23 protein-coding genes and 1 pseudogene are annotated in these 26,946 nt (G+C 60.1%); 9 read left to right on the top strand and 15 right to left on the bottom strand.

The annotated features are described in order from the left end of the window. Positions 1 to 33 precede the first annotated feature (33 nt). Both LCH65_RS03385 and LCH65_RS03380 read left to right on the top strand, forming a co-directional pair. Complete coding sequence (locus LCH65_RS03385; RefSeq protein WP_044308848.1) at positions 34 to 1,941, top strand: ATP-binding protein; 1,908 nt, start codon at positions 34 to 36, stop codon at positions 1,939 to 1,941. 10 nt (positions 1,942 to 1,951) lie between these two features. Further along, a complete protein-coding gene (locus LCH65_RS03380; protein ID WP_058396671.1) occupies positions 1,952 to 3,280 on the top strand; it encodes a sigma-54 dependent transcriptional regulator in 1,329 nt (442 codons plus the stop codon). A 179-nt stretch (positions 3,281 to 3,459) separates the two neighbouring features. On the opposite strand, the gene LCH65_RS03375 is transcribed toward LCH65_RS03380, so the two are convergent. The 3 genes from LCH65_RS03375 to LCH65_RS03365 all read right to left on the bottom strand — a co-directional run bounded on the left by LCH65_RS03375 (position 3,460) and on the right by LCH65_RS03365 (position 6,025). Then, on the bottom strand, positions 3,460 to 4,107 hold the full coding sequence (locus tag LCH65_RS03375; protein ID WP_072366761.1) for a DsbA family oxidoreductase: 648 nt from the start codon (positions 4,105 to 4,107) through the stop codon (positions 3,460 to 3,462). 67 nt (positions 4,108 to 4,174) lie between these two features. Then, complete coding sequence (locus LCH65_RS03370) at positions 4,175 to 5,167, bottom strand: alpha/beta hydrolase (RefSeq protein ID WP_054082112.1); 993 nt, start codon at positions 5,165 to 5,167, stop codon at positions 4,175 to 4,177. Positions 5,168 to 5,290: 123 nt separating this feature from the next. Further along, positions 5,291 to 6,025 (bottom strand): 5-methyltetrahydropteroyltriglutamate--homocysteine methyltransferase, encoded by a 735-nt coding sequence (locus LCH65_RS03365; RefSeq protein ID WP_054082111.1) that lies wholly within the window; start codon positions 6,023 to 6,025, stop codon positions 5,291 to 5,293. Between the two features lie 106 nt (positions 6,026 to 6,131). Here LCH65_RS03365 and metR point away from each other — a divergent pair, with 106 nt between their 5' ends. Beyond that, positions 6,132 to 7,049 (top strand): transcriptional regulator MetR, encoded by a 918-nt coding sequence (metR, locus tag LCH65_RS03360; protein WP_003431263.1) that lies wholly within the window; start codon positions 6,132 to 6,134, stop codon positions 7,047 to 7,049. A 70-nt stretch (positions 7,050 to 7,119) separates the two neighbouring features. On the opposite strand, the gene LCH65_RS03355 is transcribed toward metR, so the two are convergent. The 3 genes from LCH65_RS03355 to LCH65_RS03345 all read right to left on the bottom strand — a co-directional run bounded on the left by LCH65_RS03355 (position 7,120) and on the right by LCH65_RS03345 (position 9,051). After that, positions 7,120 to 7,530, bottom strand: coding sequence for an NUDIX domain-containing protein (locus LCH65_RS03355; protein ID WP_003363642.1), 411 nt, complete (start codon positions 7,528 to 7,530; stop codon positions 7,120 to 7,122). Continuing rightward, positions 7,527 to 8,618 carry a D-alanine--D-alanine ligase gene (gene ddlA, locus LCH65_RS03350; protein ID WP_003431276.1) on the bottom strand — a complete coding sequence of 364 codons (1,092 nt, stop codon included), beginning with the start codon at positions 8,616 to 8,618 and terminating at the stop codon, positions 7,527 to 7,529. Before ddlA ends, LCH65_RS03355 begins: the two co-directional genes overlap by 4 nt. A gap of 151 nt (positions 8,619 to 8,769) precedes the next feature. Continuing rightward, positions 8,770 to 9,051, bottom strand: coding sequence for a type B 50S ribosomal protein L31 (locus tag LCH65_RS03345; RefSeq protein ID WP_003363645.1), 282 nt, complete (start codon positions 9,049 to 9,051; stop codon positions 8,770 to 8,772). Between the two features lie 294 nt (positions 9,052 to 9,345). Here LCH65_RS03345 and LCH65_RS03340 point away from each other — a divergent pair, with 294 nt between their 5' ends. Continuing rightward, a complete protein-coding gene (locus LCH65_RS03340; RefSeq protein ID WP_226439147.1) occupies positions 9,346 to 10,476 on the top strand; it encodes an OpgC domain-containing protein in 1,131 nt (376 codons plus the stop codon). 331 nt (positions 10,477 to 10,807) lie between these two features. Here LCH65_RS03340 and LCH65_RS03335 read toward each other — a convergent pair. After that, a pseudogene (locus LCH65_RS03335) lies at positions 10,808 to 11,557 on the bottom strand (hypothetical protein). Positions 11,558 to 11,960: 403 nt separating this feature from the next. Between LCH65_RS03335 and LCH65_RS03330 the strand changes: the two are divergent. The 4 genes from LCH65_RS03330 (at position 11,961) to LCH65_RS03315 (ending at position 17,408) form a co-directional block, all read left to right on the top strand. Beyond that, positions 11,961 to 12,674, top strand: a complete 714-nt coding sequence (locus LCH65_RS03330) for a hypothetical protein (RefSeq protein ID WP_072366757.1) — start codon at positions 11,961 to 11,963, stop codon at positions 12,672 to 12,674. Between the two features lie 172 nt (positions 12,675 to 12,846). Continuing rightward, positions 12,847 to 15,966: a transglycosylase domain-containing protein gene (locus LCH65_RS03325; protein WP_042930189.1), complete on the top strand. Its 3,120-nt coding sequence runs from the start codon at positions 12,847 to 12,849 to the stop codon at positions 15,964 to 15,966. 87 nt (positions 15,967 to 16,053) lie between these two features. Continuing rightward, the gene (locus LCH65_RS03320; protein ID WP_003431287.1) at positions 16,054 to 16,644 is read left to right on the top strand and encodes a PadR family transcriptional regulator; all 591 of its coding nucleotides are present in this window, start codon (positions 16,054 to 16,056) and stop codon (positions 16,642 to 16,644) included. Then, a complete protein-coding gene (locus LCH65_RS03315; RefSeq protein WP_096106707.1) occupies positions 16,641 to 17,408 on the top strand; it encodes a siderophore-interacting protein in 768 nt (255 codons plus the stop codon). Before LCH65_RS03320 ends, LCH65_RS03315 begins: the two co-directional genes overlap by 4 nt. A 15-nt stretch (positions 17,409 to 17,423) precedes the next feature. On the opposite strand, the gene LCH65_RS03310 is transcribed toward LCH65_RS03315, so the two are convergent. Both LCH65_RS03310 and LCH65_RS03305 read right to left on the bottom strand, forming a co-directional pair. Further along, on the bottom strand, positions 17,424 to 18,083 hold the full coding sequence (locus tag LCH65_RS03310; protein ID WP_003363659.1) for a Pr6Pr family membrane protein: 660 nt from the start codon (positions 18,081 to 18,083) through the stop codon (positions 17,424 to 17,426). Positions 18,084 to 18,135: 52 nt separating this feature from the next. Then, entirely contained in the window at positions 18,136 to 18,363 is a 228-nt protein-coding gene (locus LCH65_RS03305; RefSeq protein ID WP_003363662.1) for a VF530 family protein, read from the bottom strand. Positions 18,364 to 18,806: 443 nt separating this feature from the next. Here LCH65_RS03305 and LCH65_RS03300 point away from each other — a divergent pair, with 443 nt between their 5' ends. Further along, positions 18,807 to 21,230 carry a glucose/quinate/shikimate family membrane-bound PQQ-dependent dehydrogenase gene (locus tag LCH65_RS03300; RefSeq protein ID WP_024662567.1) on the top strand — a complete coding sequence of 808 codons (2,424 nt, stop codon included), beginning with the start codon at positions 18,807 to 18,809 and terminating at the stop codon, positions 21,228 to 21,230. Between the two features lie 196 nt (positions 21,231 to 21,426). Here the strand turns inward: LCH65_RS03300 and LCH65_RS03295 are convergent, their stop codons facing one another. The 6 genes from LCH65_RS03295 to LCH65_RS03270 form a co-directional block, all read right to left on the bottom strand. Further along, on the bottom strand, positions 21,427 to 22,623 hold the full coding sequence (locus tag LCH65_RS03295) for an extracellular solute-binding protein (RefSeq protein ID WP_046719058.1): 1,197 nt from the start codon (positions 22,621 to 22,623) through the stop codon (positions 21,427 to 21,429). After that, positions 22,620 to 23,627: a GTP-binding protein gene (locus LCH65_RS03290; protein ID WP_226439146.1), complete on the bottom strand. Its 1,008-nt coding sequence runs from the start codon at positions 23,625 to 23,627 to the stop codon at positions 22,620 to 22,622. The genes LCH65_RS03295 and LCH65_RS03290 overlap by 4 nt, the downstream gene beginning before the upstream one ends. Beyond that, entirely contained in the window at positions 23,624 to 23,923 is a 300-nt protein-coding gene (locus LCH65_RS03285) for a hypothetical protein (RefSeq protein ID WP_003431302.1), read from the bottom strand. The genes LCH65_RS03290 and LCH65_RS03285 overlap by 4 nt, the downstream gene beginning before the upstream one ends. Before the next feature lie 22 nt (positions 23,924 to 23,945). Further along, positions 23,946 to 24,695: an SDR family NAD(P)-dependent oxidoreductase gene (locus LCH65_RS03280; protein ID WP_003363672.1), complete on the bottom strand. Its 750-nt coding sequence runs from the start codon at positions 24,693 to 24,695 to the stop codon at positions 23,946 to 23,948. A gap of 127 nt (positions 24,696 to 24,822) precedes the next feature. Continuing rightward, positions 24,823 to 25,584, bottom strand: coding sequence for an SDR family NAD(P)-dependent oxidoreductase (locus LCH65_RS03275; RefSeq protein ID WP_024662649.1), 762 nt, complete (start codon positions 25,582 to 25,584; stop codon positions 24,823 to 24,825). A gap of 10 nt (positions 25,585 to 25,594) precedes the next feature. Continuing rightward, positions 25,595 to 26,935, bottom strand: coding sequence for an MFS transporter (locus LCH65_RS03270; RefSeq protein WP_003363677.1), 1,341 nt, complete (start codon positions 26,933 to 26,935; stop codon positions 25,595 to 25,597). Positions 26,936 to 26,946 lie beyond the last annotated feature (11 nt).

Raw genomic sequence — 26,946 nt, 5'->3', positions numbered from 1 at the left:
CCGCGGGCAGCTGTTCGGTCCAGGACGACTGTGATGAAATGCGACCCCACTCTTTATCGCGCCGCCCCGCCATCACTCGCCGTGAAACCCCGTCTGATCCGCCAACTGTTCCTACCGCCGCTGATCCTCATGCTAATGATCGGGCTGGGCTATATCGCCTATCTGGTCAGTGAACACAGCGCCATCAAGGGACTGCGCGAAACCGGCGAACGCCAGCTGGAGCTGCACGCCCGCACGGTCGAGAGCGAAATCAGCAAATACACCTACCTGCCCAGCGTGCTGGAACTGGAATCCAGCGTGTCGCAGTTGCTGAACGAACCGGGACCCGAGCTTCAGCAGCAGGTCAACCGCTACCTCGAAGGGCTGAATCGACGCAGCCGCAGCCGTGCCATTTACGTAATGGACACCACCGGACGTGTGCTGGCCACCAGCAACTGGCGTGACGCCGACAGTTATCAGGGCGAAGACCTGTCTTTCCGTGCCTACTTTCAGGATGCCGTGCGCGGCCTGCCCGGGCGCTTTTACGGCATCGGCACCACCACCGGTGAGTCGGGCTATTACTTGGCGCATGGGCTGGAAGACAAAGGCCGCATCATCGGCGTTGCGGTGATCAAGGTACGCCTCGAAGCACTTGAAGAACGCTGGCAGCGGGCGCGCCTGGAGGCATTTGTCAGCGACGAGAATGGCATCATCATCCTCTCCAGCGACCCGGCTCGGCGTCTGAAATCAGTACGTCCGCTCACTGCCGAGATCAAGGAGCGTCTGGCTCGCAGCCTGCAATATTACTGGTGGCCGCTCAACGAACTGGTGCCACTGGAACGGGAAACCTTGTCTGAAGGCGTCGAAACACTGGTTTTCCCCGCCAACATCAGTGTCGACCGCGAACACAAAAAGGTCAGTTATCTGGCCCAGAGCCGCCCGCTGAATGACACCGCCTGGCACCTGACACTGCTTACTCCGCTGGAGGATCTGCGCCGTGAAGCGGCCAACCAGGGCATGCTGGTCGCCGTGGCCTGCGCGCTGGTGACCTTTCTGCTGATTGCCTGGAACGAGCGGCGCAAAGTGATCTCGACCCGGCTTGCTGCCAGGGAAGCGCTGCAGGCGGCCAACAACGAGCTGGAACGCAAGATCACCGAGCGCACCGAACACCTACGGGCCAGCAACGAACGCCTCAAGGCGCAGATTCGTGAACGAAGGCAGGCCGAAGACACTTTGCGCAAGGCGCAGGACGAGCTGGTACAGGCCGGCAAGCTGGCAGCCATCGGCCAGATGTCGACCAGCATTGCGCATGAGCTGAACCAGCCTCTGGCCGCACTGCGCACCTTGTCCGGCAACACCGTGCGCTTTCTGGAACGAGGTGCGCTGGATACCGCCAGTACCAACCTGCGTACCATCAATGACCTGGTCGACCGCATGGGCCGCATCACCGCCAGCCTGCGCGCATTCGCCAGACGCGGCGACGATCAGGGCCAGGCGCAACTGAGCAAGGCTGTCGATGCGGCGGCGCAGTTACTGAGCGTGCGTCTGGAGCAGTCCGGCCTGATAGTGCATCGAGACTTCGTCGACGCCACCCTGACCATCGACCAGACCCGCCTGGAACAGATTCTGGTCAACCTGATCGGCAACGCACTGGATGCCATGTTCGACCTGCCGCAACCGGAGTTATGGCTCAGCGGATCGGTTGTCGACGGCCGATACCGTCTGCGGGTACGTGATAACGGGCGCGGCGTCGACGCCGAGGCGCGCAAGCATCTGTTTGAACCTTTCTTCACCACCAAACCGGGCGAACAAGGCCTGGGGCTGGGCCTGACGCTGTCGGCGAGCCTTGCCGCCGCAGCCGGAGGCAGCCTGAGCGCAGAGCATCCGCAGGACGGCGGTACGACGTTTGTCCTGAGCCTGCCGTTTATCCCCGATGCCCGCCACCCGGACAGCCCGACATGAGACGACACCCATGAGCATAAACAGCGACCTGACTGTCCTGATCGTTGAAGACGATCCGCATGTATTGCTCGGTTGCCAGCAGGCCCTGGCGCTGGAGGACATCGCCAGCGAAGGCGTTGCCAGCGCTGAAGAGGCGCTAAAGCGCATCGGTGACAACTTCGCCGGTATCGTCATCAGCGACATTCGCTTGCCGGGCATCGACGGCCTGGCGTTGCTGGGCCGTCTCAAGGCACGTGACAGCAGCCTGCCGGTGGTGCTGATCACCGGCCATGGCGATATCACCATGGCCGTCAACGCTATGCGCGATGGCGCTTACGATTTCATGGAGAAACCCTTTTCTCCAGAGCGTCTGGTGGACGTCACCCGACGCGCACTGGAACAACGCGGCCTGGCCCGTGAAGTGTGGGCGTTGCGCAAGCAACTGGCCGAGCGCGATTCGCTGGAGGGCCGGATCATCGGCCGCTCCCCGGCCATGCAAAACCTGCGTGCGTTGATTGCCAACGTCGCCGACACCTCGGCCAACGTACTGATCGAAGGCGAAACCGGCACGGGCAAGGAACTGGTCGCGCGCTGCCTGCACGATTTCAGTCGGCGCAAGGACAGCCAGTTCGTGGCGCTCAACTGTGGCGGGCTGGCGGAAAGCCTGTTCGAGTCGGAAATATTCGGCCATGAAGCCAACGCCTTCACCGGCGCGGGCAAACGGCGCATCGGCAAGATCGAACACGCGCACAACGGCACGCTGTTTCTCGATGAAGTGGAAAGCATGCCGGTCAATCTGCAGATCAAGCTGTTGCGCGTCCTGCAGGAGCGAACCCTCGAGCGGCTGGGTTCCAACCAGAGCGTTGCCGTGGATTGCCGGGTCATAGCGGCAACCAAATCCGACTTGAATGCCTTGGGCAAGACCAATCAGTTCCGCAGCGACCTGTATTACCGCCTGAACGTCGTCACGCTTGAACTGCCACCCTTGCGTGAGCGCCGCGAAGACATTCTGCAGCTGTTCGAACACTTCCTGCAGTTGTCGTCGTTACGCTTCGACCGCGAACCGCCCGTGCTGGATCAACAGACCAGTTCGAACCTGATGAGCCACGACTGGCCGGGCAATGTACGCGAACTGCGCAACGTGGCTGAACGCTTTGCCCTTGGCCTGCCAGCGTTCAAGCAGTCAGGCACGGTCAGTGAAAACCAGAGCCTGGGGTTTGCCGAAGCGGTCGAAGCCTTCGAGCGCTCGTTGCTCGGCGACGCCTTGCAACGCAGCGGCGGCAACCTCAGCCAGGCCAGTCAGGAACTGGGCATGGCCAAGACCACACTGTTTGACAAGGTCAAGAAATACGGGCTTTGAGCACTGCGCCCGATCCTGAACGTGCGGCGTAGCGCAGATCTGTGACGCAGAGCGTGACCCACTCATTACCACGCTGGAGCGTGCGGAACGATAGGCGTCCTCAAGACACCTGTCGTGCCCATTCTCCGCGTGGGCATGCCTTCCGGACGCGCTGCGTCCGATCCCGCACGGGCAGTACGTTACTGCGATTCACCGATAATCTGGCGGATTGCGCTGACGAATACCTCGACCGGCTGACCGCCCGAGACGGCGTACTGGTCGTTGAAGACCATGGTCGGCACGGAGGTGATACCGCGAGACGTCCAGAGCTGCTCGGCCTCGCGAACCTCGGAGGTGTACTCGTCACTGTCCAGGATGGCTTGAGCACGCAGACGGTCCAGGCCGACCTTCTGCGCCACATCCGCCAGAGTCTGGTGACTGGACGGGTCTTTCAGGTCACTGAAATAGGCCTCGAACAACGCCTGCTTCAACGCGTGCTGCTTGCCTTGCTGTTCGGCCCAGTGCAACAGTCGATGGGCATCGAACGTGTTGTAGATACGCCGCTCGCCGCTGGCAAAAGTGAAGCCGAGTTCAGCACCGCGTTCACGGATGGTCTGGTGAATACCTTCGATCTGTTCCGGCGTGGAGCCGTACTTTTCGGCAATGTGCTCTTTGATGTCCTGCCCTTCGGCAGGCATGTTCGGGTTCAGCTCGAAAGGCTGGAAGTGAATGTGCGCTTGCACCTCATCCCCCAGTGCCTCCAGCGCCTGATCCAGCGCGCGCAGACCAATGACGCACCAGGGGCAGGAAACATCGGAGATGAAGTCGATCTTCAGTGCAGTTGTCATGTCGGCCCTTTTCGGTAAGCAAAGGCCACACGATACACCTCTGCCCATGCCTGACAACCAGGCAGACTTACAACTGAGCCAGGTTGCGACCGTCTTCATGCTGGGCTTTCAGGTACGGCAGCACTGCACCAAGCAACGGCGCCTTGAAGGCCTCCTGAAAACGGTGTGCCAGACCCGGAATCAGGCGCAGTTGGCTGCCCTGAATGTGCGCGGCCACATGCACGCCATGCATGACCGGCAACAGCGGGTCAGCCGTACCATGAACCACCAGTACCGGCAGACGCAGACGGTTCAGCAGTTCCACGCGACTGGGCTCGGCCAGAATCGCCATGATCTGGCGTTTCACGCCCTCGGGATTGAACGCCCGGTCATAGGAAACGGCCGCCTGATGCAGCAGTTGCTGGCGATCATCCTTGACCTGCGGGCTGCCCAGCGCCGCAAGCAAATCGGCCTGCTGCTCGATCGCCACTTCCCGATTGGGCGCGCCGCGCCGCGCCAGCAGTTGCATCAACGCGGCACTGGGCATGGGCAGACCCTGCGCACCGGAACTGGTCATGATCAGTGTCAGGCTTTCGACCCGCGACGGCGCCAGATCAGCCAGATGCTGAGCGATCATGCCGCCCATGCTCGCGCCCAACACGTGAAACTGACGAATCTGCAATGCATCCATCAACCCCAGCGCATCGTCGGCCATATCAGTCAACGAATAGGGTGCCGAGACAGGCAGGCCAAGTTTATAACGCAGCACTTCGAACGTCAGATTGGCATCCGCTGGCTGTTGTACCCAAGAAGACAGACCCACATCGCGATTGTCGTAGCGAATGACCCGATAGCCCTGCTGACACAACGCGACCACGACCTCGTCCGGCCAATGAATCAACTGCCCGCCCAGCCCCATCACCAACAGCAAGGCAGGATCGGACTCGCTACCAATACTCTGGTACGCAATCCGCACTTCCTTGAGGTCAGCCATCTGTACAGGAACATCGGTATCACAACGATCGGCCGCAAAAGACGGCAAGCCGCACAGAAGCGCGGCCAGAAAAATTAAAACCCGCATGAAAAACACCAAAAAACAGATCCCCAGTAGGCCGCGAGTCTGATGATGTTTCCCCAAGCGCGCTGCCACACTTGCGTGACAGTTTGATGAATGGCGCTGAGCGGTCGTTAATCGGGTGTTGCGTTACGCAGCGACCTGGTCCGCCACCATCAGATTTTCCCCAAAACGGGCGCGCGCTTCGAGGAGCGATTCCTGATGCCAGTTCGAATGCGTATCGCACTCGCCCAGGGACAGAACCTTGTAAACCGGCAGACGATCAAACACCGGGGCCAGCAGCTCCGGTTCGGTCACGCTGTCCAGATGCAACCCTGCAACCGGCAGCAAGGCCGCGACACCCAGGTTGGGCCGCAGGTCGCCGTGATAGAGGCCAATAAGCTTCTTCAACGGCGAATACTGAAGAATGTGATAGGCACGTTCGAAGGCGTTGCTCCATGCCAGCGGCAGGTCGAGCGCCAGGATCGGTTCGTCGATCTGAATCCACTCGACACCGCGCGCCGCCAGACGCCCGAAGATCTCGCCATACACCGGCAGCAGATGCTCCAGCAGGTCGAGGCGATCCACTTCTTCACCCTGAACGTCACTTAGCCAGAGCAGTGTCAGAGGACCGATCAACGCAGGTTTGCGGCCTTGCTCGCACGCTTCGGCGACGCTCGCCAGCAGCGGTGCCCAAGCGGGCTGAAAACGCTGGTCGCGTTTCAGGTGTGGCACCTGCTGCGGGTAACGCGCCATCAGCCAGTTGCGCAGTTCGGCATCAGTTGTCGCAACACCCTGATCCTGTTTCCAGAAAGCCTGCAGAGCGTGCTGCAATTCACGGTCTGCGCCAATGTGAAAATAGTCAGGGTGTTGAGTCAGGGCCACGATGCGTCCTCCATAAAAGATGGGCCTATTGTCGACAGCTGACACAACATGAGACAAACTCATTTTTTTCGTGTTGATCACAAATACTGCTCATGGAGCACTGAACGTGCTTGAAATACGCCACCTCAAAACCCTGCATGCCCTGCGCGAGGCCGACAGCCTTGTGGAAGCAGCCGAGCGCCTGCATTTGACGCAGTCGGCGCTGTCCCATCAGTTCAAAGAGCTGGAAGAGCGCATGGGCATGCCGCTGTTCGTGCGCAAGACCAAACCGGTGCGCTTTACCAGCGCCGGTTTGCGCCTGCTGCAACTGGCCGACTCCATGCTGCCGCAACTGCGCAGTGCCGAGCGCGACATCGCTCGACTGGCGGGTGGTACGGCGGGACGGCTGCACATGGCAATCGAGTGCCACAGTTGTTTTCAGTGGCTGATGCCGACCATCGACCAGTTCCGCGATGCCTGGCCCGAGGTGGAACTGGACCTGTCTTCCGGCTTCTCGTTCGCACCCTTGCCTGCCCTGGCGCGTGGCGATCTGGACCTGGTGGTGACCTCCGACCCGCTGGAATTGCCCGGCATCACCTATGTGCCGCTATTCACCTATGAAGCGATGCTGGCGGTGGCCAATCAACACGCGCTGGCAAGCAGGCCTTACATCGTCCCGGAAGACTTGCTGACTGAAACGCTGATCACTTACCCGGTGGAACGCGACCGGCTGGATATCTTCACGCGCTTTCTGGAACCCGCCGACATCGAACCGGCACAGGTACGAACATCAGAACTGACGGTGATGATGATGCAACTGGTCGCCAGCGGGCGCGGGGTCTGCGGCATGCCGCACTGGGCGCTGCATGAATACAGCTCACGCGGCTATGTGAAGGCCAAGCGGCTGGGCGAGAAAGGACTGTTCGCGACGCTCTACGCCGGTATCCGCGCCGACATGCTCGACGCACCGTACATGCGTGACTTCCTGCTGACAGCCAAGGACACCTCGTTTTCGACGCTCGACGGGGTGAGTGTGGTTCGCTGACACCTGATTCGCTGAAATAGGGTTCGCTGACAGTGCCGTCCTGCACCGCGATGCAGGACGACTGCGCCGTTCAGCTGCGTGCAGCCTGCCGCTGAAGATACAGCGGCAAGATCAGATCGCGGGTCAACGGAGCCAGTTGCAAACGCGCATGACTGTCCGCGTCAACCCACAGCACTTCTTCGATCTCGGCGGCAGGCACTGCCTGGGCGTCGGTCCTGACCTCATACAACTGACAGTTGACCTCGAAACCAGGCTCGTTGGCGGCGGGTGCCGTGAACTCACCGAGAAACACTGCCTGCGCCGGATCGACGATCAGCCCGAGCTCTTCTTCGAGTTCTCTGGCCAGCGCCTGCGGTGCCGGTTCACCGGGCTCGATCTTGCCGCCCGGCTGCATGAAGGCCCGGGTACCGCGCTTGCGCACCAGCAGGGTCCGGCCGTCTGCGCCGATCAGCAGCGCCGCCGCGATGCGGATGATCTTCATGCGAAGATCTCCGTTTTCAGCAGCCGCGCCTGATCAGCCCGTTCCAGCGCCAGAACGATCAGGCGATGGATCAGCTCGGCATACGACAGACCGCTGGCCTGCCAGAGCTTGGGGTACATGCTGATCGAGGTGAAGCCCGGCAGCGTGTTGACCTCGTTGATGATGATGTCGCGCCCTTCGGTGACGAAAAAATCGACCCGCGAGAGCCCTGCGCAGCCCAGCACCTTGTAAGCCTGCAACGCGACGTCACGCACCTGATCACTCAGATCGGCGGGCAGCTCGGCGGGGATAGCGATGCGCGCCTGATCGCCGTTCAGGTACTTGGTGTCGTAGGCATAGAATTCATCGTTGGCAATCACTTCTCCACAGACGCTGACCTGCGCATCGAAGTTACCCAATACGGCGCACTCCACTTCCCGGCCGACGATGCCCTGCTCGATCAGCAGCTTATGATCGAACTCGAAACCCAGCGCCAGTGCCGCCGCAAAACCAGCCTCGTCGGACACCTTGCTGACGCCCACCGATGAACCCTGGTTGGCCGGCTTGACGAACATTGGCAGCCCCAATTGGTCGGCAGCTTCGGTGAAAGAAAGGCTCTCTCCACGCGACAGGACCCTGAACGGCGCGACGGCTATGCCCGCATCGCGCAGCAGACGCTTGGTCACATCCTTGTCCATGCAGGCCGCAGAGGACAGCACATCGGCGCCGACAAAGGGCACGGCCAGCATGCGCAGCACACCCTGCAACGCACCGTCTTCGCCAAACGCGCCGTGGATCAGCGGGAATACCACATCAATGGCAGCCAGTGGCTGACCTGACTCGACGTCGACAAACTGCCCGCCGATGCTGCCCGGCAGCAAGGACAACGGCTTGCCTGATGCGCTCAGTTTGATCCGTGCAGGATCAGTGGCGTTGAGCAGGTAATCGGCTTCGTCGAAATGCAGCCAGCGGCCCAGCTTGTCGACGCCGATCAGGGTCAGCGCATAGCGTTCACGATCAATCGCATTGATCACGTTGCGTGCCGACTGCAACGAAACCTCATGCTCGCTGGATTGCCCACCGAAAACGATGGCGACTGACTTTTTCAAAGCGGTTACTCCTGTTTTTCAGGCCGCGAAGATAAAAGCAATGTCGGCTGTTAGTCCAGTAGATGATTGGTCGCAGGCCTGAAATTCAGACAAAAAAATCCCGGTCGTGGGCAATCCATACGAAATGCCCACGACCGGGAGGTCAGACCGCTCATTGAGCGGCTGCGGTTTCTTTCTTGCCAGTCGAGCCAAAGGTGGCGAAACGCTTGTTGAAGCCCGCGATCCGGCCTTCGGTGGTGGTCTTGCGCTGCTGCCCGGTGTACATCGGGTGCGAGGCGCTGGAAACGTCGAGTGCAACGTAAGGATAGGTAGTGCCGTCGGTGTGCTGTTGCGTGCGGTCTGTGTCTACGGTGGAGCCGATCAGGAAGTAAACGTCGGCAGCGGTATCGTGGAACAGCACGGTGCGGTATTGAGGATGGATATCGGGTTTCATAGTGATCTCTCCAGTGAGTTGACTGCAATAGTTATACAGTAACATAACGGAAGATGAGAATGATTGCTGTTGATTGGCATCATTGGTGAGGTTGATCGAACACGCACACGGTGCAGCGGTCGGCGTGAAGCCATCGGAACGCCTGAGCCAGAGACATTCTGTAATAGCGCGCCTTTGCAATTGCCCTCGATTAGCGGCACCCTGCCGCGCCGCCGAACGTCACTGGTCGCCGGTCTGGAACCTGAGCCTCTGTGGCCTATCTTTACTCATCAGCACTTTCAAGAGTCCACCGTTATGACTAACGGACGCGATCATCGAATCGACTTCTTTCGCGGCCTGGCGCTGATCTTCATCTTCTGGGATCACGTGCCGGATAATCCCCTGGCGCAACTGACCGTACGCAACTTCGGCTTCAGCGACGCAGCGGAAATCTTCGTTTTCCTCGCCGGGTACGCCTCGATCCTGGCCTACGGGCGGATCGCTCGACGTGACGGCATGCTGGTGGCTGGTGTGCGAATCCTGCGCCGGACCTGGGTGCTGTATGTGGTGCATATCTTTCTGCTGACCCTGCTGATGGGCATCGTCTTCGTCGCCAACAATCATGTCGAGACGCGCGACATGGTCCAGCAGATGGGCCTTGAATACTTCGTCGGCAACCCGCAACAGGCATTGGCTGATGAACTGCTGCTGCGCTTCAAGCCGAACCTGACCGACCCGTTGCCGCTGTATATCGTGCTGTTGCTGACCTTGCCGCTGACCTTGCCATTGATGCTGCGCAAACTCGAAGTGGCCGTCGGCCTGTCGATTGCGCTGTACCTGATGGTGCCGTTATTCGGCTGGAACCTGCGCGCCTACGAAGGCGGCGGTGTCTGGTACTTCAACCCGGTCGCCTGGCAGCTGCTGTTCGTGCTCGGCGGTGCGTGCGCGTTGCGCAGCGAAACAGCCAAAACTGTTGAGCCCCCTCCGTTACGCAAACAGCCCTTGTTCATGGTGGCCGCCGTTTACGTGGTGATTGCCGGAATGTTGACCTTCAGTGAAAAATGGCCCGGCCTGCACAGCGCGCTAGTCTCGACCCTGCACCTCGACGCCTTGTACCCCATCAGCAAAACCGACCTGGCACCCGCGCGCCTGCTGCACTTCCTTGCACTGGTCTACGTCGTCGCCCGACTGCTGCCAACCTCAAACACCTGGCTCGAAAACTGGCCCGCCCGCCAGACTTGCCGCATGGGCCGCTATTCGCTGGAAGTCTTCTGTCTGGGCGTATTGCTGGCGCCACTGGCAGACATGGCCAATGCACTGGCAGGCGATACATGGCCCATGCAAGTGACGACCGCGATTGTCGGCCTGGGGTTAATGATGCTGATGGCCAATGGGCTGGAGTTGAATAAGCGGCTGGGGAAATCGCCCCGCCTGTTAACTACTTGAGAACAACGTCACATTTGCACGCCCTCTCGGAAATGTCCTACTGGTTTATCAGGCCAAGTTTTTCAGGAACTGGCCGCTATTCGGTATGAGATCAACAAGATACCCACACCGAATTCATAAAATATTTGTCGGCTAATATAAATCTGGACATCAGTAATTCTCATGACATGATCGGCTACAGCAAATTCATGAATAGTATCGTACAAAAGGCATGACGAATGGATACAGCGAGTCTGAAGCAATGCTGAAAAACCAGATTCCTCGTCTATTTCCCTGGCAGTATGAGACATCAGCCTGGCGAGACAAATGATTCGCCAGGCTGAGTTAGGCGTTAACCGCGAGGAGCAACAGTTCGCACAACGGTTTGTGTGCAGATGTGTCCCATGTAAAAAATATGAGGGGTCGCCGTGATGGGCCCTAAAGAGAAATTACTTACGAAGTAGCGAGCCACTCTATAGTTACTTCTCCAAGTGTTGAACCCCCTTTGCGTGTGGACAAAATCTTGGGCCTCCGTACCTCCATAGCAACGTCCGAACTCAATGCGCTCAGAGGCGAACCCATCAGCACCGCTAACCAGAATATGCCTGATCGAGGCGTCTTTTTCACCAAAGCTCAGATCCAAAATAGCCATACCGCCTTCCAATGGCGTACCTTTAGTATCGCTAAACCTCACCTCAAGCAGAGCTTCTTTATAAATCTGCGTTGCCAACCAACCAGGGTTAGTATATCCACTTGGAATTCTTATCACTCCCGGTTTGTCGAGCAGCTCATAGCTTTTTAGAACAGGATAGGACCCAAATCTGACAGTGTATGGAAGCCTGCCACCTACCAGTGAGTTTCTTGGCGTGACCCTGATGATCACTTCAGCCCCAGGAGCCAGATCTTTAAAAACCTTGGTCTCAAGTGTCTGAGCAACCCATTCACCATTTTCGTAATACTCGGTCTTCCACTCGTTAGTGACCGGATCACCGACAGGTGTATAGAGCAATACATCTTGCCCACGGTGCGAGACAAAGCCGTATTAGTGGACGGGGTGTTTATCTGTCAACACATCTGCCACCGAGTGTAGTTTATCCAGCATGACGGTAAATCTTGGCTCGGAAATTTCTTGCACAGCTTCAGCCGCAACGGCCTCGTTGGTTTCATGACTTGATGCACCGACCGGGTCCTCGGCACCTTTATTGGCATGAGCGTCGGAGGCCGATGCCATTATCACGAAAATGGACAACAAGCAAAAACCAACACATTTTCTTCCATAAGTATTCATAGGTATTCTCGCAGATTATGCAGAGGCAGGTTGCCACTGACAAAATTAACGCAATAGAAAGTTAGGCACCTGGTCAACCCTCACATTAAAATCAAGGAAACTTCCTACAAAAAATAATCACCACTGCAGTCTAGGAAAAATCCTACACACTTATCAGGCAAAGTTTTGCGAAGGTCTGCCGCTAGCTAGTTATCATTGACACCAAAGAGCGCTTAGCATGCATATCAACCCTTTAGCTTCTGCATCACAAAATCAACAGCGCACTCTCTCGGGCTCAAGTTCCCTCACCTCACCTGCTGCTCCGCCAATCAACATTCCTCAGGCGCGTGATAACGTGCGTGATCCGAACGCTGAGTTCTATACCACCGAGGAAACACCCTGGTTATCCGACTACAAAACGTCGGCGGCAGGACGGGTTATGCTGGAAAGTATGTCTGAAGAGATATCGAACCTACTCCGAAGTACATACCTGGGTGACTTAACTAAAGATTTTGACAAGACCCTATGCCGTATGTACGACAATTTTCACGATTTCAAGCAGCAGCTTTTTTACCTTAATACGGAGCTGTCAAATAAGCACTTCGGCTTCACGCTGGGTTTTAATCAGGAAATCCAAGTGACCGACCCAGACGATGTGCTCACCCCGGCAGAGTTCGCGTACCTGACCGAGAAGCTGAACGAACGTCAACAACTGAAGGAGGATCTGCGTGCGCACGCAAAAATTGTGATGACGTTACTCGATCACTACACGGAGAAATTCGGCAACCAGCACACACTCAACCTTGAGAATTACAGCAAGGTTATCGACTACGGGCAGGTCTTCAGCCGCAACCACATTGGCAACTTCATGGACACGATCATTTACCAGATCGAGCGCAATGCGCCGAAGCGTGAAGAAGAGCGCAAACCGTTGGTTGATCTTCACGTCTGATCAAGCCAGCGCCACTGCAGTTCATGTGTGGCTGCAGTGGGATTAGTTCATGACGCTCATCCCCGCTGCGCGCCATCCTCCCTCGAAAACCACCAGACAATTCCCTCCCACAATCCCATCCAGCGTCTAAGCTTGGGTCAGGTGCTTTGACAGGATGACCGGACAATCGACTATGGGCGCATTTCGGCATTCCGATAGCAAGCAAGAGACGCTATCCGCTGATCGTGAGGATGATCCTCGTACGCCCAAATATCCGCGTCGCAAGCGATACGGATGGCGGGTGTTCTGGGTCGTGGTGGTGTTGGCCGGGGTTGCATTGGGCGTTGCGGTGGCCGTGGAGAGCAGAACCTCCAGGCTTCAGGCGCGCGAATTCAGCCGCTTTGCCGCGAGCCTGGGTTACTCGATGCAGCCCGGACCTAGTCATGACGTGGTGTATCCCGGTGACGGGCCGTTCGACCGGCGCCTGGGCTATTCATCCATGGATGAATTCCTGTCGCGCCTGCTCAAACGCGACTACGTGATCACGCGCCAGACCCGCTTTTCCCCGGAACTGTTGCGTTACGTCCGGCATGGATTTTTCGTGCCTTACGAGGAAAAGACCCAGGCCGGGCTGTCGATCACCGATTGCCGAAACGAGCCGCTGTACGAATTCAGATACCCACAGCAGTTTTACCCGACCTTTGCCGCCATTCCGTCATTGCTGGTGAACAGCCTGCTGTTCATCGAAAACCGTGACCTGCTCGATCCGCAGCAGCCCATGGCCAACCCTGCGGTGGACTGGCCACGTTTTGTCAAAGCCGCCTGGTCGCAACTGGCGAAGATGTTTGCCCTCCCCGGCCAGTCGGCTGGGGGCAGCACGCTGGCCACTCAGCTGGAAAAATACCGTCACTCCCCAGACGGGCTGACGCTGTCGGGTTCTGAAAAGCTGCGGCAGATGATTTCCGCCAGCGTTCGCGCCTATCAGCCGGGGACCGAGACACTCGCCGTGCGCCAGCGGGTGGTGCGTGACTACCTGAACAGCGTGCCGCTGTCTGCGGTGCCAGGGCATGGCGAAGTGCATGGTCTGGCTGAAGGACTGCGGGTGTGGTTCGGCGCAGACTTCGGCAAAACCAACGAGATACTGGCTTCTAATCCCGGCGATAAACAGGCACTGGCCGACAAGGCGCTGGCGCTGCGTGAAGTGCTCTCACTGGTAATCGCCCAGCGTCGTCCGTCGCACTATCTAGCCAAGGGCCGCCAGGAATTGGCAGAGCTGACCGACAGCCACATTCGGTTGCTGGCCCAGGCTAACGTCATCGACCGACCGCTGGCCGATGCCGCGCTGGCAGCCCAGGTCATCTACCGCGACTGGGCGCAGCAACCGACCCTGCAGCCCATCGAAACCAACAAGGGCATCAGTGTCGCGCGCACTCGCCTGTCGAATCTGCTCAATCGCCCGCTCTACGATCTGGACCGTCTTGACCTGTCCGCCACCAGCACCCTGCATGGCGAATTGCAGCGCAGCGTCAGCCAGTACCTGCGCGACCTGGCCAACCCTGAATTTGCCGCAAGGATCGGGTTGATGGGCGAGCGCCTGTTGACTCCGGCCAGCACAACACAGGTGCGCTACAGCTTCACGCTGTTTGAACGCGGCGTGGACGGCTCGCGGGTCAGGGTCCAGACCGACAGCACTGATCAGCCGTTCGATATCAACGAAGGCAGCAAGCTGGAGCTGGGCTCGACGGCGAAGATGCGCGTGCTGACGACGTATCTGGAGATCATCGCCGAACTGCATGGGCGCTATGCGGGCCTGAACCCTGCGCAATTGCGCAAAGTCCCTGTCGAGGAACCGGATCGGCTGACCCGCTGGGCGGTGGATTATCTGCTGCTGAACAAGGACCATGACCTGGCGAAGATGCTCTCGGCCGCACTCGACCGCACCTATTCGGCCAGCCCAGCAGAAGCGTTCTTCACCGGTGGCGGCATGCACCGTTTCAATAATTTCCGGCGCGAAGACAACGAGCGGATTCCAACCCTGCGCGAATCGCTGCGTGAGTCGATCAACCTGCCGTTCATCCGCCTGATGCGCGATGTCGTTCGCTACAGCACCTATCAGGCGCCCAACAACAGCGCCGAGCTGCTCAAGGATGATGACAACCCGCGCCGCCAGGAATACCTGGCGCAGTTTGCCGACCGCGAAGGCACGGTATTCCTGCTGCGCTTCTGGAAACGCTACAAGGAAAAGACCACGCAGGAGCGACTCGACACCTTCCTCGACGGCATTCACCCGACGGCGATCCGTCTGGCTGCGGTGCACCGTTATCTGCTGCCGGGCGCTGATCAGGGCACATTCAACGCGTTCATCCGCGCCCACCTGGACGAGCCCAGGGCGAGCTCGAAACTCACCGACAAACGTCTTGCCGAGCTGTACAAGAGTTACGGACCGGGCACTTATGATCTGCCCGATCAAGGCTACATCGCCCGCGTCCATCCGCTGGAACTGTGGCTGGTAGGCTACCTGCTCAAACACCCGGACGCGCAGTTCAAGGACGCAGTGGCCGCCAGTCGTTTCGAGCGTCAGGAAGTCTATGGCTGGCTGTTCAAGAGTCGCCACAAAGGCGCTCGCGACAGCCGTGTGCGGACCATGATGGAGGTCGAAGCGTTTCTGGACATCGAGCAACGCTGGCAGCGCGTGGGTTATCCGTTCGACCATCTGGTGCCTTCGCTGGCGACGGCTATCGGCAGTTCGGGAGACCGTCCGGCGGCGCTTGCCGAGCTGATCGGCATCATCCAGAACGATGGTATCCGCCTGCCTGCGGTGCGCATCGACAGTCTGCACTTTGCTGCCGATACGCCTTACGACACCCAACTGAGCATCAACCCGGAACTGGGCAAGCGTGTGTTGCCATCGGAGGTCGCAGCGGCAATGCGCGAGGCCTTGTCGCAAGTGGTGGATGGCGGCACGGCCAAACGCGTGCAAGGCACGTTCAAGATGCAGGACGGCAGTGTGCTGGCGATGGGTGGCAAGACCGGCACCGGCGACAACAGGATCGAAAGCGTCGGTGCGGGCGGGCGTATTCTCAGCTCAAGGGCAATCAACCGCACGGCGACTTTTGTGTTTTATATCGGCGACAACCACTTTGGCGCGCTGACGGCGTTTGTGCCGGGACGTGCTGCCGAGGGCTTTCGCTTCACCTCGGCGTTGCCGGTGCAGGTGCTCAAAGGCATGGCACCGATCCTGACGCCGTACCTGGAGAACCACGGACAGGCGATGTGCAACGCCCCGCTTGCCGATCCGCCCAAGGGTGTCTGACCGGCAATGACCGCTCGTCTGCCAGCTCTGTGATTACAATAAGATATATCTTAAGGTATATCTAACTTGTAACCAGAGAGCAAAAACATGCGTGAAGATAAACACCCTCCCCACCACCGTCCGCCGCATCTTCGTGAACCAGGTGAAGATCGCGACGGCTTTGAAAAACGCCCGGGCCGTGAACGCGGTGGACGTGGCCCTCGGGTTTTCGCCCCTGGCGATCTGAAATTACTGCTGTTGGCGTTGATCGCCGAACAGCCCGCCCACGGCTATGACCTGATCCGCAAGATCGAAGGTCTGTTCGAAGGTGCGTACTGCCCCAGCCCCGGCGTTATCTACCCCACCCTGACGTTTCTTGAAGAAAGCGAAATGGTGGTCGGCGATGCCCAGGCCGGCAAGAAGCTCTACACCATCACCGATGCGGGTCGCCAATCCCTGGAAGATCAGGCCGTGGCGCTGGAAGGTGTGCGCATGCGCATCGATGTCAGCAAGCGCTCACTGCGCGGCCACGATCGTCCGCCGGAAATCCACGAAGCGGTGCACAACCTGCGCCACGCGCTGCAGATGCACCATGGCCGCTGGAGCCCGGAAGAGATTTTGCGCGTCAGCGAACTGCTCAACAGCACGGCCAAGGCTGTCGTCGATGGGCCTCAACCTGCCTCGGAGGAGTCGGCATGAATTCGCCCCAGTCAATCCATCGCGTCATGCATGAAATCAAGCGTCGCAAGCTGCAGGTGGTGCGGGTCACGGAACTGACACCCCTGATGCGCCGCATTACCTTGCAGGGGCCGGAGTTGGCGGGTTTCATCAGCCTGGGTACCGACGACCACGTCAAACTGTTCTTCCCGCAAACGGCAGAAGAGCAGGCCGCGCTGGAAAACCTGAACCCTGCCGGCGACAAGGACACGCCGCGCCCGCCGATGCGCGATTACACACCGCGTCGCTACGACGAAGAAACCGGGGAACTGGATATCGATTTCGTTCTGCATGGCGAAGGCCCGGCGGCCACCTGGGCCGCGCAGGCAGCGCCCGGGCAATTTCTGCACATCGCCGGGCCAAAGGGGTCGATGGTGGTGCCGGACATGTTCGACAGCTACCTGCTGATCGGCGACGAAACAGCCATTCCGGCCATCGCCCGACGCCTTGAATCGCTGCCCGCCAATCGTGCTGCGCTGGTGGTGGTCGAAGTCGCCACCCCGCAGGAACAGCAGGTGTTCGACAGTGCCGCACAGGTCGACGTGATCTGGATCGTACGCGGCGAACAGAGTCTGCTGGACGTCACGCGTCGTCTGGAGATGCCCGAGGGCAAGCTGTACGCGTGGGTCGCGACCGAATCCGCGCTGTCACGCAAGTTACGTCGTGTGCTGCTCGACGAGTTCGGCCTGGAAGAGGACTTCGTCAAGGCCGCCGGTTACTGGAAGCTGGACAGCACTGAAGAATGAGCAGGACCGGGCGACTCACCGCGTACGACGAGACGCCCGTTTATCAACTGCCAGCAGCACCAATGCGATCAGCACGAAACCGAGCAACACGCCCAGCGCGTTGATGAATGCCGCCGGGAAACCGAGCGTGCCGACATCGATGAACGGGTACAGGTAATCACCGAACATGTGGCCACGCAGCAGGACATAGGCGAAGTAGACGATCGGATAGATCGCCCAGAGCACTACATGGCTCAGACGCAGCGTGCCCTTGGGCACGTACAGCCACCAATAGAGCACAAACGCCAGCGGCATTATGTCGTGCAGCAGTTCGTCGGCCACCCACTGCCAGCCTTCCGGGTGCCACAAGTGGCGCAGCAGAATGTTGTAGGCGATGCCCACCAGCGCAATACTCACCGCAATGCCACCACACACCACCGGATGCCGGAAAAACCGGTGGCCTGCCGACTGCCGTGTCGTCAGCGCACAACTCAGGGCGACCGCTACCAGCGTATTGGTCAGTACGGTGAAAAAACTTGAAAAGCGCACCAGCCCACCCAGCAGACTGGCGTGATCGGCATAACGGCCAATCAGGATCAGGTAAAGCTGAATCACCAATCCCGACCAGCCGAGACAAGCGGCCACAAGGGCGTAATAGCGCTGTCCCTGCGCAGGTTGTGGATGTTCACTGAGCATCAATCGGTATCCTTGCGTGCCGGCGTCCATGCCGGACTGTCTGGCGGGCCTGTTACCAGCCCTTGCTGCGATGCAATTTCACATACAGCGCTTCGACCTTTTCCCGCGCCCAGGGTGTCTTGCGCAGGAAGGTCAGGCTGGACTTGATGCTCGGATCGCTCTTGAAGCAGCGAATATCGATGCGTTCGGCGAGGCCGGACCATTCGTAATGTTCGACCAGCGCCCTGAGGATCTGCTCCAGCGTGACGCCGTGCAACGGGTCGGAATTGGGTGTTGTCATGATGAGCCTTGCAACGAAATAAGAAGAGACGAACCTGAACGGATCTCTGGAGTACGCAGGTGCTTCCCGAAAGTCTGCCATTGTAAGCGCCGCGCTTTCATAAAACACCGTCGACCTGCAGCACTGTTGCCGGCGTTGCAATGATCCATGTCAGGTTTTTCGCTTTTAGAAAAATCGTTAGCGCCCTATCATTGCCGGGTTAAGGATTGAAGATTCCCCCTTCTGCAGATGTTCCTTCGGACAAAAAGCCTATGCACGAATTCGGGCGGTAATGGTCTACGACTCAACGACCGCGCCAGCCGAACGTGCAGCCGCGCTCTGCCTGACGGTTTAATTCCACCGCCGGCGATTCGTCTCAACAAGCAGCTTCAAGGAATGGCGCCAGGGCAGGCGATGCTTAAAAACAAGATTTCAATTACTTACTTCTCGCGGAGATTCGCATTATGAGCACTGACGGTGCTTCAAATAGAAATCGCCTGTTGCCGACCCTGCTCGGGCTGGTGATCCTGTTGATGGGGCTGGCCTTGCTGGTCGGTGGTGCCCGACTGCTGCAACTGGATGGCTCGTTGTATTACCTGTTGGCCGGTATCGGCTTCGCCGTGACCGGCGTGTTGCTGATCACGGGTCGCGCGGCTGCGCTGGGCCTTTATGCACTGCTGCTGTTCGCGAGCACTGTATGGTCGTTGTGGGAAGTCGGCCTCGATTGGTGGCAACTGGTGCCACGCCTGGCGCTGTGGTTCGCACTGGGTATCGTATTGCTGCTGCCATGGTTCCGCAGACCGTTGTTGCGCAACGGTCCGGCACGCATGGGCACCGGTGCATTGAGCATCGCTGTGGTGCTGGCCGGCCTGACCGCGCTGGCGAGCCAGTTCACCAACCCGGGCCGTATCGAAGGCCAGCTGGACCGCGAGACGGCTGGCACGACCAACACCGCCCCAGCCATGCCTGACGGCGACTGGCAGTCCTACGGCCGCACCGCCTTCGGTGACCGTTACTCGCCGCTGGCGCAGATCACGCCGGAAAACGTCAACAAGCTGGAGCCGGCCTGGACCTATCGCACGGGTGACATTCCGGGGCCGAACGATCCGGGGGAAACGACTGCCGAGAACACCCCACTCAAGGTCAACGGCATGCTTTATGTGTGCACGCCGCACAGCCAGGTGATCGCGCTTGACCCGGATTCGGGCAAGGAAATCTGGCGCTTCGATCCGAAGCTCAGCACTCAGAACGCTGCCAACTTCAAGGGCTGGGCGCACATGACCTGCCGTGGCGTCACCTATCATGACGACGCTGCCTACGCCGCCAGCGCCCCGGCGCAAAGCCCGACGGTCCCGGCTGCTGACGGCACGGCCACTGCCAGTGCTGCCTGCCCGCGCAGAATCTTCCTGCCGACTGCCGACACCCGTCTGATCGCGCTGAACGCCGATACTGGCAAGATGTGTGAAGACTTCGGCAACAAGGGTTCGGTTGACCTGACCGCCAACATGGGCACCTTCGCTCCGGGCGGCTACTACTCCACGTCGCCACCCGCGGTCACCAAGGACCTGGTGATTATCGGTGGCCACGTCACCGACAACGTCTCCATGGACGAGCCGTCCGGCGTGATCCGCGCCTATGACGTGCACACCGGCCGTCTGGTGTGGAACTGGGACAGCGGCAATCCGGAAGAAACTGCACCGATTGCCGAAGGCAAGATCTACACCCGCAACTCGCCGAACATGTGGTCCATGTTCAGCGTCGATGAAAAGCTCGGCATGATCTACCTGCCGATGGGTAACCAGACCCCTGACCAGTGGGGCGGCGACCGTACGCCAGAGTCCGAGAAGTACAGCGCGGGCCTGGTTGCACTGGACATCGCTACCGGCCGCGTGCGCTGGGACTACCAGTTCACTCACCATGACCTGTGGGACATGGACGTGGGCGGTCAGCCGACGCTGCTGGACATGAAAACCGCTGACGGCGTCAAACCCGCAGTGCTGGCGTCGACCAAGCAGGGCAGCATCTACGTGCTGGATCGCAGCACCGGCAAACCGATCGTGCCGATCAATGAAGTGCCGGTCCCGCAAGGCGCTGTCGCGGGCGATCATACCTCGCCGACCCAGCCCAAGTCCGACCTGAACTTCATGCCGCCGCCGCTCAAGGAGCGCGACATGTGGGGCGTGACGCCGTTTGACCAGATGATGTGCCGGATCGACTTCAAGTCGCTGCGCTACGATGGTCCGTTCACGCCACCGTCGTTGCAGGGTTCGATCGTTTATCCGGGTAACTTCGGCGTGTTCGACTGGGGCGGTATTTCCGTCGACCCGGTGCGTCAGATCGCCTTCGTCAATCCTAACTACATGGCTTTCCGTTCGAAGCTGGTACCGTCTGCCGAAGTTGAAGGCGGCCCGGGCCGCAAGAGCGAAACCGAAGGCGTACAGCCGAACAAGGGCGCGCCTTATGGTGTGATCCTGGAAGCACTGCTGTCGCCGATGGGCCTGCCTTGCCAGGCACCCGCGTGGGGATACGTGGCGGCGGTCGACCTGACCAACCACAAGACCATCTGGATGCACAAGAACGGTACCGTGCGCGACAGCTCGCCGATCCCGCTCCCGCTGACCATGGGCGTTCCAAGCCTGGGTGGTACGTTCACCACCGCCAGCGGCCTGGCGTTCATGAGCGCTACGCTTGACCAGTACCTGCGTGCTTACGACGTGCGTAACGGCAAGCAGTTGTGGGAAGCCCGCCTGCCCGCAGGTGCGCAAACCACGCCGATGACCTACACCGGCAAGGACGGTCAGCAATACGTGCTGGTCGTTGCGGGCGGTCACGGCTCACTGGGCACCAAACAGGGTGACTACGTGATGGCGTTCAAACTGCCGAAGTGATGCGTTGCTGAGGTCAATGAACGGCGGCTACCGAGAGGTAGCCGCTTTTTTTTGTCGCCACTGAAGCCGGATCCCGGTTGATCCAGCTACCGGGCAGGGTTGCGGATCTGTGAGCTCTACCAGACGACTATCGCTCCTCACGCTCCAGCGTGGGAATGCCGTTCTGGACGCTCTGCGTCCTCTCCAGTGCGACTGACTAGCGTGCCTTGGCGCTGCTTTTGTCACTGGCGCGCAGGATGTCGCTCCAGCGGCGGACCAGGTAGTTGTGCTCGTTCATGACCGAATTCCACACGGCAATATGGCCCATGCGCTCTTCGTAGGACCCGCCGTCGCGGACTTCTCCGGCGTCGATGAGCGGCAAGCCGTCGCTGCCGAGCAGTTGTTCGCGCGCAGGCAGGCCGGCGTACCAGTAATCCCATTCGGCAGCGCTGAGGTGATCGCGGCTGCGTGCCGGATTGCCGATGTAGTAGCCCTGCCGCGCCATCACTGCGCCGGGCCAGCCCGACAACCACCAGTTGAGATACGCGTACGCCGCATCCAGCACCGGCCCCTTGGCGTGGCGTGACAGGGAAAGCCCGCCAAACCAGCCGCGATAACCTTCTTTGGGCACCGCCACACGGTACTTGACCCCCGCACGGTGCAGCCTGACCAGGGTCGGTGACCAGAGGCTCTGAATATCGATGTTCGGGCTGAGCATCAGTTCGGCGGCTTCTTCGTCGCCTGACCAGAACGCACCAAAATGCCCTTGCTGCTGTTTGCGCACCAGCACATCAGCGAGCCGATCGATTTCTTCGATGCTCATGTTGCCGATGTCCTTGAAGCTCGCCAGCCCCGCCCCCTGCACCGCCAGCGCGGCATCCAATGCGCCGATGGCCGCGTCACTCTGCAAGGCGATGCGCCCGCCCCACACCGGGTCGAGCAGCCAGCCCCAGCTTTCGTCCGCAGAGCTCAAGCCCTCCGGCAAGCGCTCGGGGCGATAGGCGAAGCTGTCGGCGTTATGGGTCAGCGGCAACATGCTGATGCGCTCGGTCACCGCGCTGCCCAGACTGCCGTCGTGCTGCACGAACAAACGCTCGCTGGGCACACTGCCGCTGCCTGGCTGGTCGGTAGGCCGCAGACGGCCCTGCTTGGGCAAGTCGTTGATTTCGTGCCACAGCGCGATGCGCCGCGTGTCGATGGGTTGAATCGCCCGGGCTGGCCAGACGAAATCAACGTTATGAAACCACTGATCGTAGAGGTCGTAGCTGTCTGGCTGCATGACCGCGATACGTTGCGCGGTTTGCACGTCATGAATCTGGTAGATCAGTTTGATCCCCAGTTCCTGCTCGGCCCGCTCACGCAAAGACTCCAGCAGGGTCACGGAGGTGCCCAGCACGCGCAAGGTGATGGTCATGCTGCCGACTCGTTGAGCGGCGGCGCGAAACTGCCAGAGAAGACTTCGAACGAACGACGCAGCAGATCGGGATCGAGACCGCGCAGGATGAACACCAGCCGCGAGGTGCGATCCTCGCCCGGCCAGGCGGCAAGATGCACCGGCGCATGCAGGCAATGCTGCACACCATGAATCACGATGGGAGCCTGATTGTCGTTCACGTTGAGCAGCCCTTTGACGCGGAGGATTCGTTCACCGTGGCATCTTAACAGCATCGACAGCCACACCCCGAAGCCGACCCAGTCCAGAGGGCGCTCGAACGTCAGGCAACAGACCTGCGCATCACCATGCCGCGCGGAAGTCGACAGCACCCGATGCAGTTGCCAGCGGGTCACTTCAGCGGCCGGTTCGTCGCTGCGCATGCCCTCGCCCAGCAGCAACTGATCGCCGCTGTGGACCTCCGCCGTATCAAGCAATGGCGCAGAAAAATTCAGCGCTTGCAGATGCTCGCGCAGGCCATCCAGTACCGACTCATCGACCAGATCGGTTTTGCTCAACAGCAGACGATCCGCCGCCGCGACCTGCGCCAGCCATTCCGGATGCAGACGCTCTTGCAGCGTCGCGTGACAAGCGTCCACCAGCGTGACAATCAGACCGATGTGAAAACGCCCGCGCAATTGCGGGTCGTTGCTCAGCGTGGTGAGAATCGGGGCCGGATCGGCCAGGCCGGTGGTCTCCAGAATCACCCGGCGAAATGCAGGAATTTCACCTCGATTACGCCGCTCCAGCAGACCGAGCAGCGCGTCTTTCAATTCACCGCGGACGGTGCAGCAGACACAGCCGCTGGGCAACAGCACGGTATCCGGTGCGACCTCTTCAACCAGCAGATGATCGATACCCACATCGCCGAATTCGTTGATCAGCAGCGCGGTGTCACCCATGTTTTCATCGGCCAGCAGGCGTTTGAGCAACGTGGTCTTGCCGCTGCCGAGGAAGCCGGTAATCACGTTCAGGGCAATACTCATGATGACCTCTGCAGATGATCGAGCAGACGTGAATCAAGCGGGTCCAGCGGCCGGCCGATCAGCAACTCGGCTTTCTGCCAGAGCTGTTCCAGCCCGGTCGCCAGTTCCTGCTTGCCTGTGGCCCCGAGCAGGAGATAGGAAACGCCTTGAAAATCTTCGACCTTCAGGCGAAACGGCGCGACCACCTTGTTGATTGCAGCAATACGCCGCAAGCGCTCACGCCGCCGGGGCAGTTCTGCAGCCAGCGGATCGCTCCAGTGCACGTCTTCACCCAATAGCCCGCACAATCCACACATCAGGTGTTCTCCAGCTGTTTGCTCATGGCATGACGTCGCCGGAATTGGGGCCCAGGGTCTGACCGACGAACAGATTGCCACCTGGCTCGCTGGCCAGCAGCACCGCCACCGGGGCGACCTCCTCGGCCAGACCGAAGCGGCCCAATGGCAACTCGGCGGCCTTGGCGGTTTTCCAGGCGCTGCTGATCCCGGCGACCAGTGGGGTTTCGATAGGGCCGGGTGCAATGGCGTTGACCAGCACGTTGTCCTTGGCGACTTCCAGCGCCAGGGATTTGCTGAAACCGATCACCCCGGCCTTGGCGGCGGCGTAATGGGTCAGTTCGGCACCGCCCTTGATGCCCAGTTGCGAAGCAACATTGATGATGCGCCCCCAGCGCTGGGCAATCATGTGCGGCAATGCACGCTGACTGGCCACAAAGACGCTGGTCAGGTCGATGCGCAGCATGTCGTTCCACATATCGAGGGTCAGGTCGACGCAACGCGCCTGGGTCAGCATGCCCGCGTTGTTGACCAGAATGTCGATACCTCCGAACTGCTCGACACAGGCATCGACGCTGGCTTGCGCGCCGTCGGTGCTGCCGACATCGGCCACGCACTCCTGAACCTGAGCGCCCAGCTGACGGCACTCTGCAGCGATCTTCGCCAGGCTGTGGGCGTCTCGATCGCCCAGCACCAGACGCGCGCCTTCAGCCGCATAGGCGCGAGCGATGGCTGCGCCGATGCCACTGCCTGCTCCGGTGATCACTGCCCGCTTTTGTTTGAGTTGCTGCATGGGTCGGGTTCCTCGGTTGGTTTGGGGATCACTGCGTATTGCTCGCGAACGCTCAGTCACTGACACGCCATTCCCAGCGTCTGTACTGAACGCTTCGCGAGCAGGCTCGCTGCCGATCCGAATCGCTCTACTCGGGCCAGCGCACGGTCAGGCCACCGTCGATCACGATGCTTTGCCCGGTCAGGTAACTGGCTTCATCGCTGCACAGAAAACGCACCAGCGCAGCGACTTCATCCGCTCTACCGACACGGCCCAGCGGGATGGCTTTGGCCGCCTGCGCCAGACCTTCCGGCCCCAGCGAGTTCTTGCTGTCCAGCGATTGCGGCGTCTCGATCAAGCCGGGAATCACCGCGTTGCAACGGATGCCCTTCGGGGCGAGCTCCACCGCCAGTGACCGGCACAGCCCTGGCACGCCGGCCTTGGCCGCTGCGTAATGGGCATGGTCCTGCCAGCCATACACACCACCGGCAATCGAGGAAATCGCCACCAGTGCCCCGCCCTCACCCATGTGCCGGACGGCGGCGCGGAAGGTACGCATCACGCCGGTCAGGTCCACGTCGAGCATCTCGTTCCAGCGCTCGTCGGTCATTTCCAACAACGGCGCGCGGCGCAACAGCCCGGCATTGGCGACCGCGTAGTCGATGCGGCCAAACGCCTTGACTGCCTGCGCGGCCAGATCATCGACCGATTCGGTGAAGGTCACATCCAGCGGCAGCATCAGGCATTCGCCGCCCGCCTCCGCCACCAGCCTGCGGGTTTCGTCCGGATCATGCGGGTCAGCCGGATAGAACCCGCCTGCCACCGCCACACCCTGGCGGGCAAACGCCACTGCCAGCGCCTGACCGATGCCGCTGGCGGCACCGGTTATCACTGCAACTTTACGCGTCATGTGCTGCTCCTCATTTCACCGTTTCAGGTCGCACGTGTTTAGCGGCGAACATCAGTGCACCCGACAGGAAGCAAGGCACTGCGCCGAAGTACAACGCCGAGGTCTGCCAGTCGCCGCCTGCGCTCAGTACCGATGTGGCGCCGAAGCCTGCGACCACAGCACCGAGCGGGCCCATGGCATGGATGATTGCGCCACCCGTGGCACGAATGCTGGTCGGGAAGCTTTCGCTGATGAAGAACAAGGCCGCCGAGTACGGGCCGATCAGGAAGAACAGCCCCAGGCTGTACAAGCCGACCACCGTCACCATGTTGCTTGGCCCGTAAAGCATGCCGGCAAACGCCAGGCCGCCGAGCATCCAGCCAAGGCCGATGACATTGCGGCGACCGATCCGGTCACCCATCCAGCCGTGACACAGGTAGCCGCAATAGCCCACCAGGTTGGACAGCACCAGAATGATCAGCGAGTTCTCGAACGAGATATGGTGGACACTGACGATCACCGTCGTACCCAGCACACTGAATACCTGAATGGCCGCCCAGTTGAGCAGGATCGCAGCACCGATCACCAGGGTCGCGCGGCGCGAAGAACCGCGAAAGGCCGCGCCGATACCGGCCTTGCTGTGCTCTTCGTAATCCACCCCGTAGGTCTGCGCCACGGCCTGCGCCTGACTGAGGTCGCCCTTCTTGCGCAATTGGGTGATGCGTTGATGGATCTGAAACTGCGGGCTTTCCTTGAGCTTGCGCGCCAGGATAGCGATGACGATGGCCGGAATAGCCGCAAACACGAAGCAACCCTGCCAGCCGATGACCGGCAACAGCACCGCCGTCAGACCAGCCGCGATCAGCGCACCGACCGGCCAGCCGCCCTGCACCAGGCTGTAGATGAAGCCACGGCGCTTGGTGAGTCGCGGGTCGTCGGATGCGGCGTAGATCTCACTCAGATAGGTCGCGTTGACCGTTTCCTCTGCATAACCCAGACCGCCCAGCGAACGAATGAGGATCAGGGGCGACTTGCCCCATGCTCCGCCGATGGCCGTGAGCGCCGAGCAGATCGCCGAGCCACTCACGGTGAAAATGATACCCACGCGCCGTCCCAGGCGATCTACCAGCGGGCCGATGGCCAGAGCCACCACCGCGGTGCCGACCGCGACCCAGGTCGCGATTTCGGCCTGTTCGACCTCACTCCAGCTGAAATGCCGACCGATTTCCGGTAACAGCGTGCCAAACAAAATGAAGTCATATACCGCAAACACCCACGCGAAAAACGCAATCCATGTGGCGAACCGTACTTGCTCCGGAGTCAGTTGCTCAGGTTTCCAGCCGGTCAGGTCGAGCTTATTGTAAATGGACATGAGTGACGCCT

Origin of the sequence: Pseudomonas sp. MWU16-30316, assembly GCF_020515645.1 — a bacterium.
GTDB lineage: Bacteria > Pseudomonadota > Gammaproteobacteria > Pseudomonadales > Pseudomonadaceae > Aquipseudomonas > Aquipseudomonas cerasi.
Note: the sequence above shows the minus strand (reverse complement) of the source record. Positions and strands in the feature narration are given on the sequence as shown.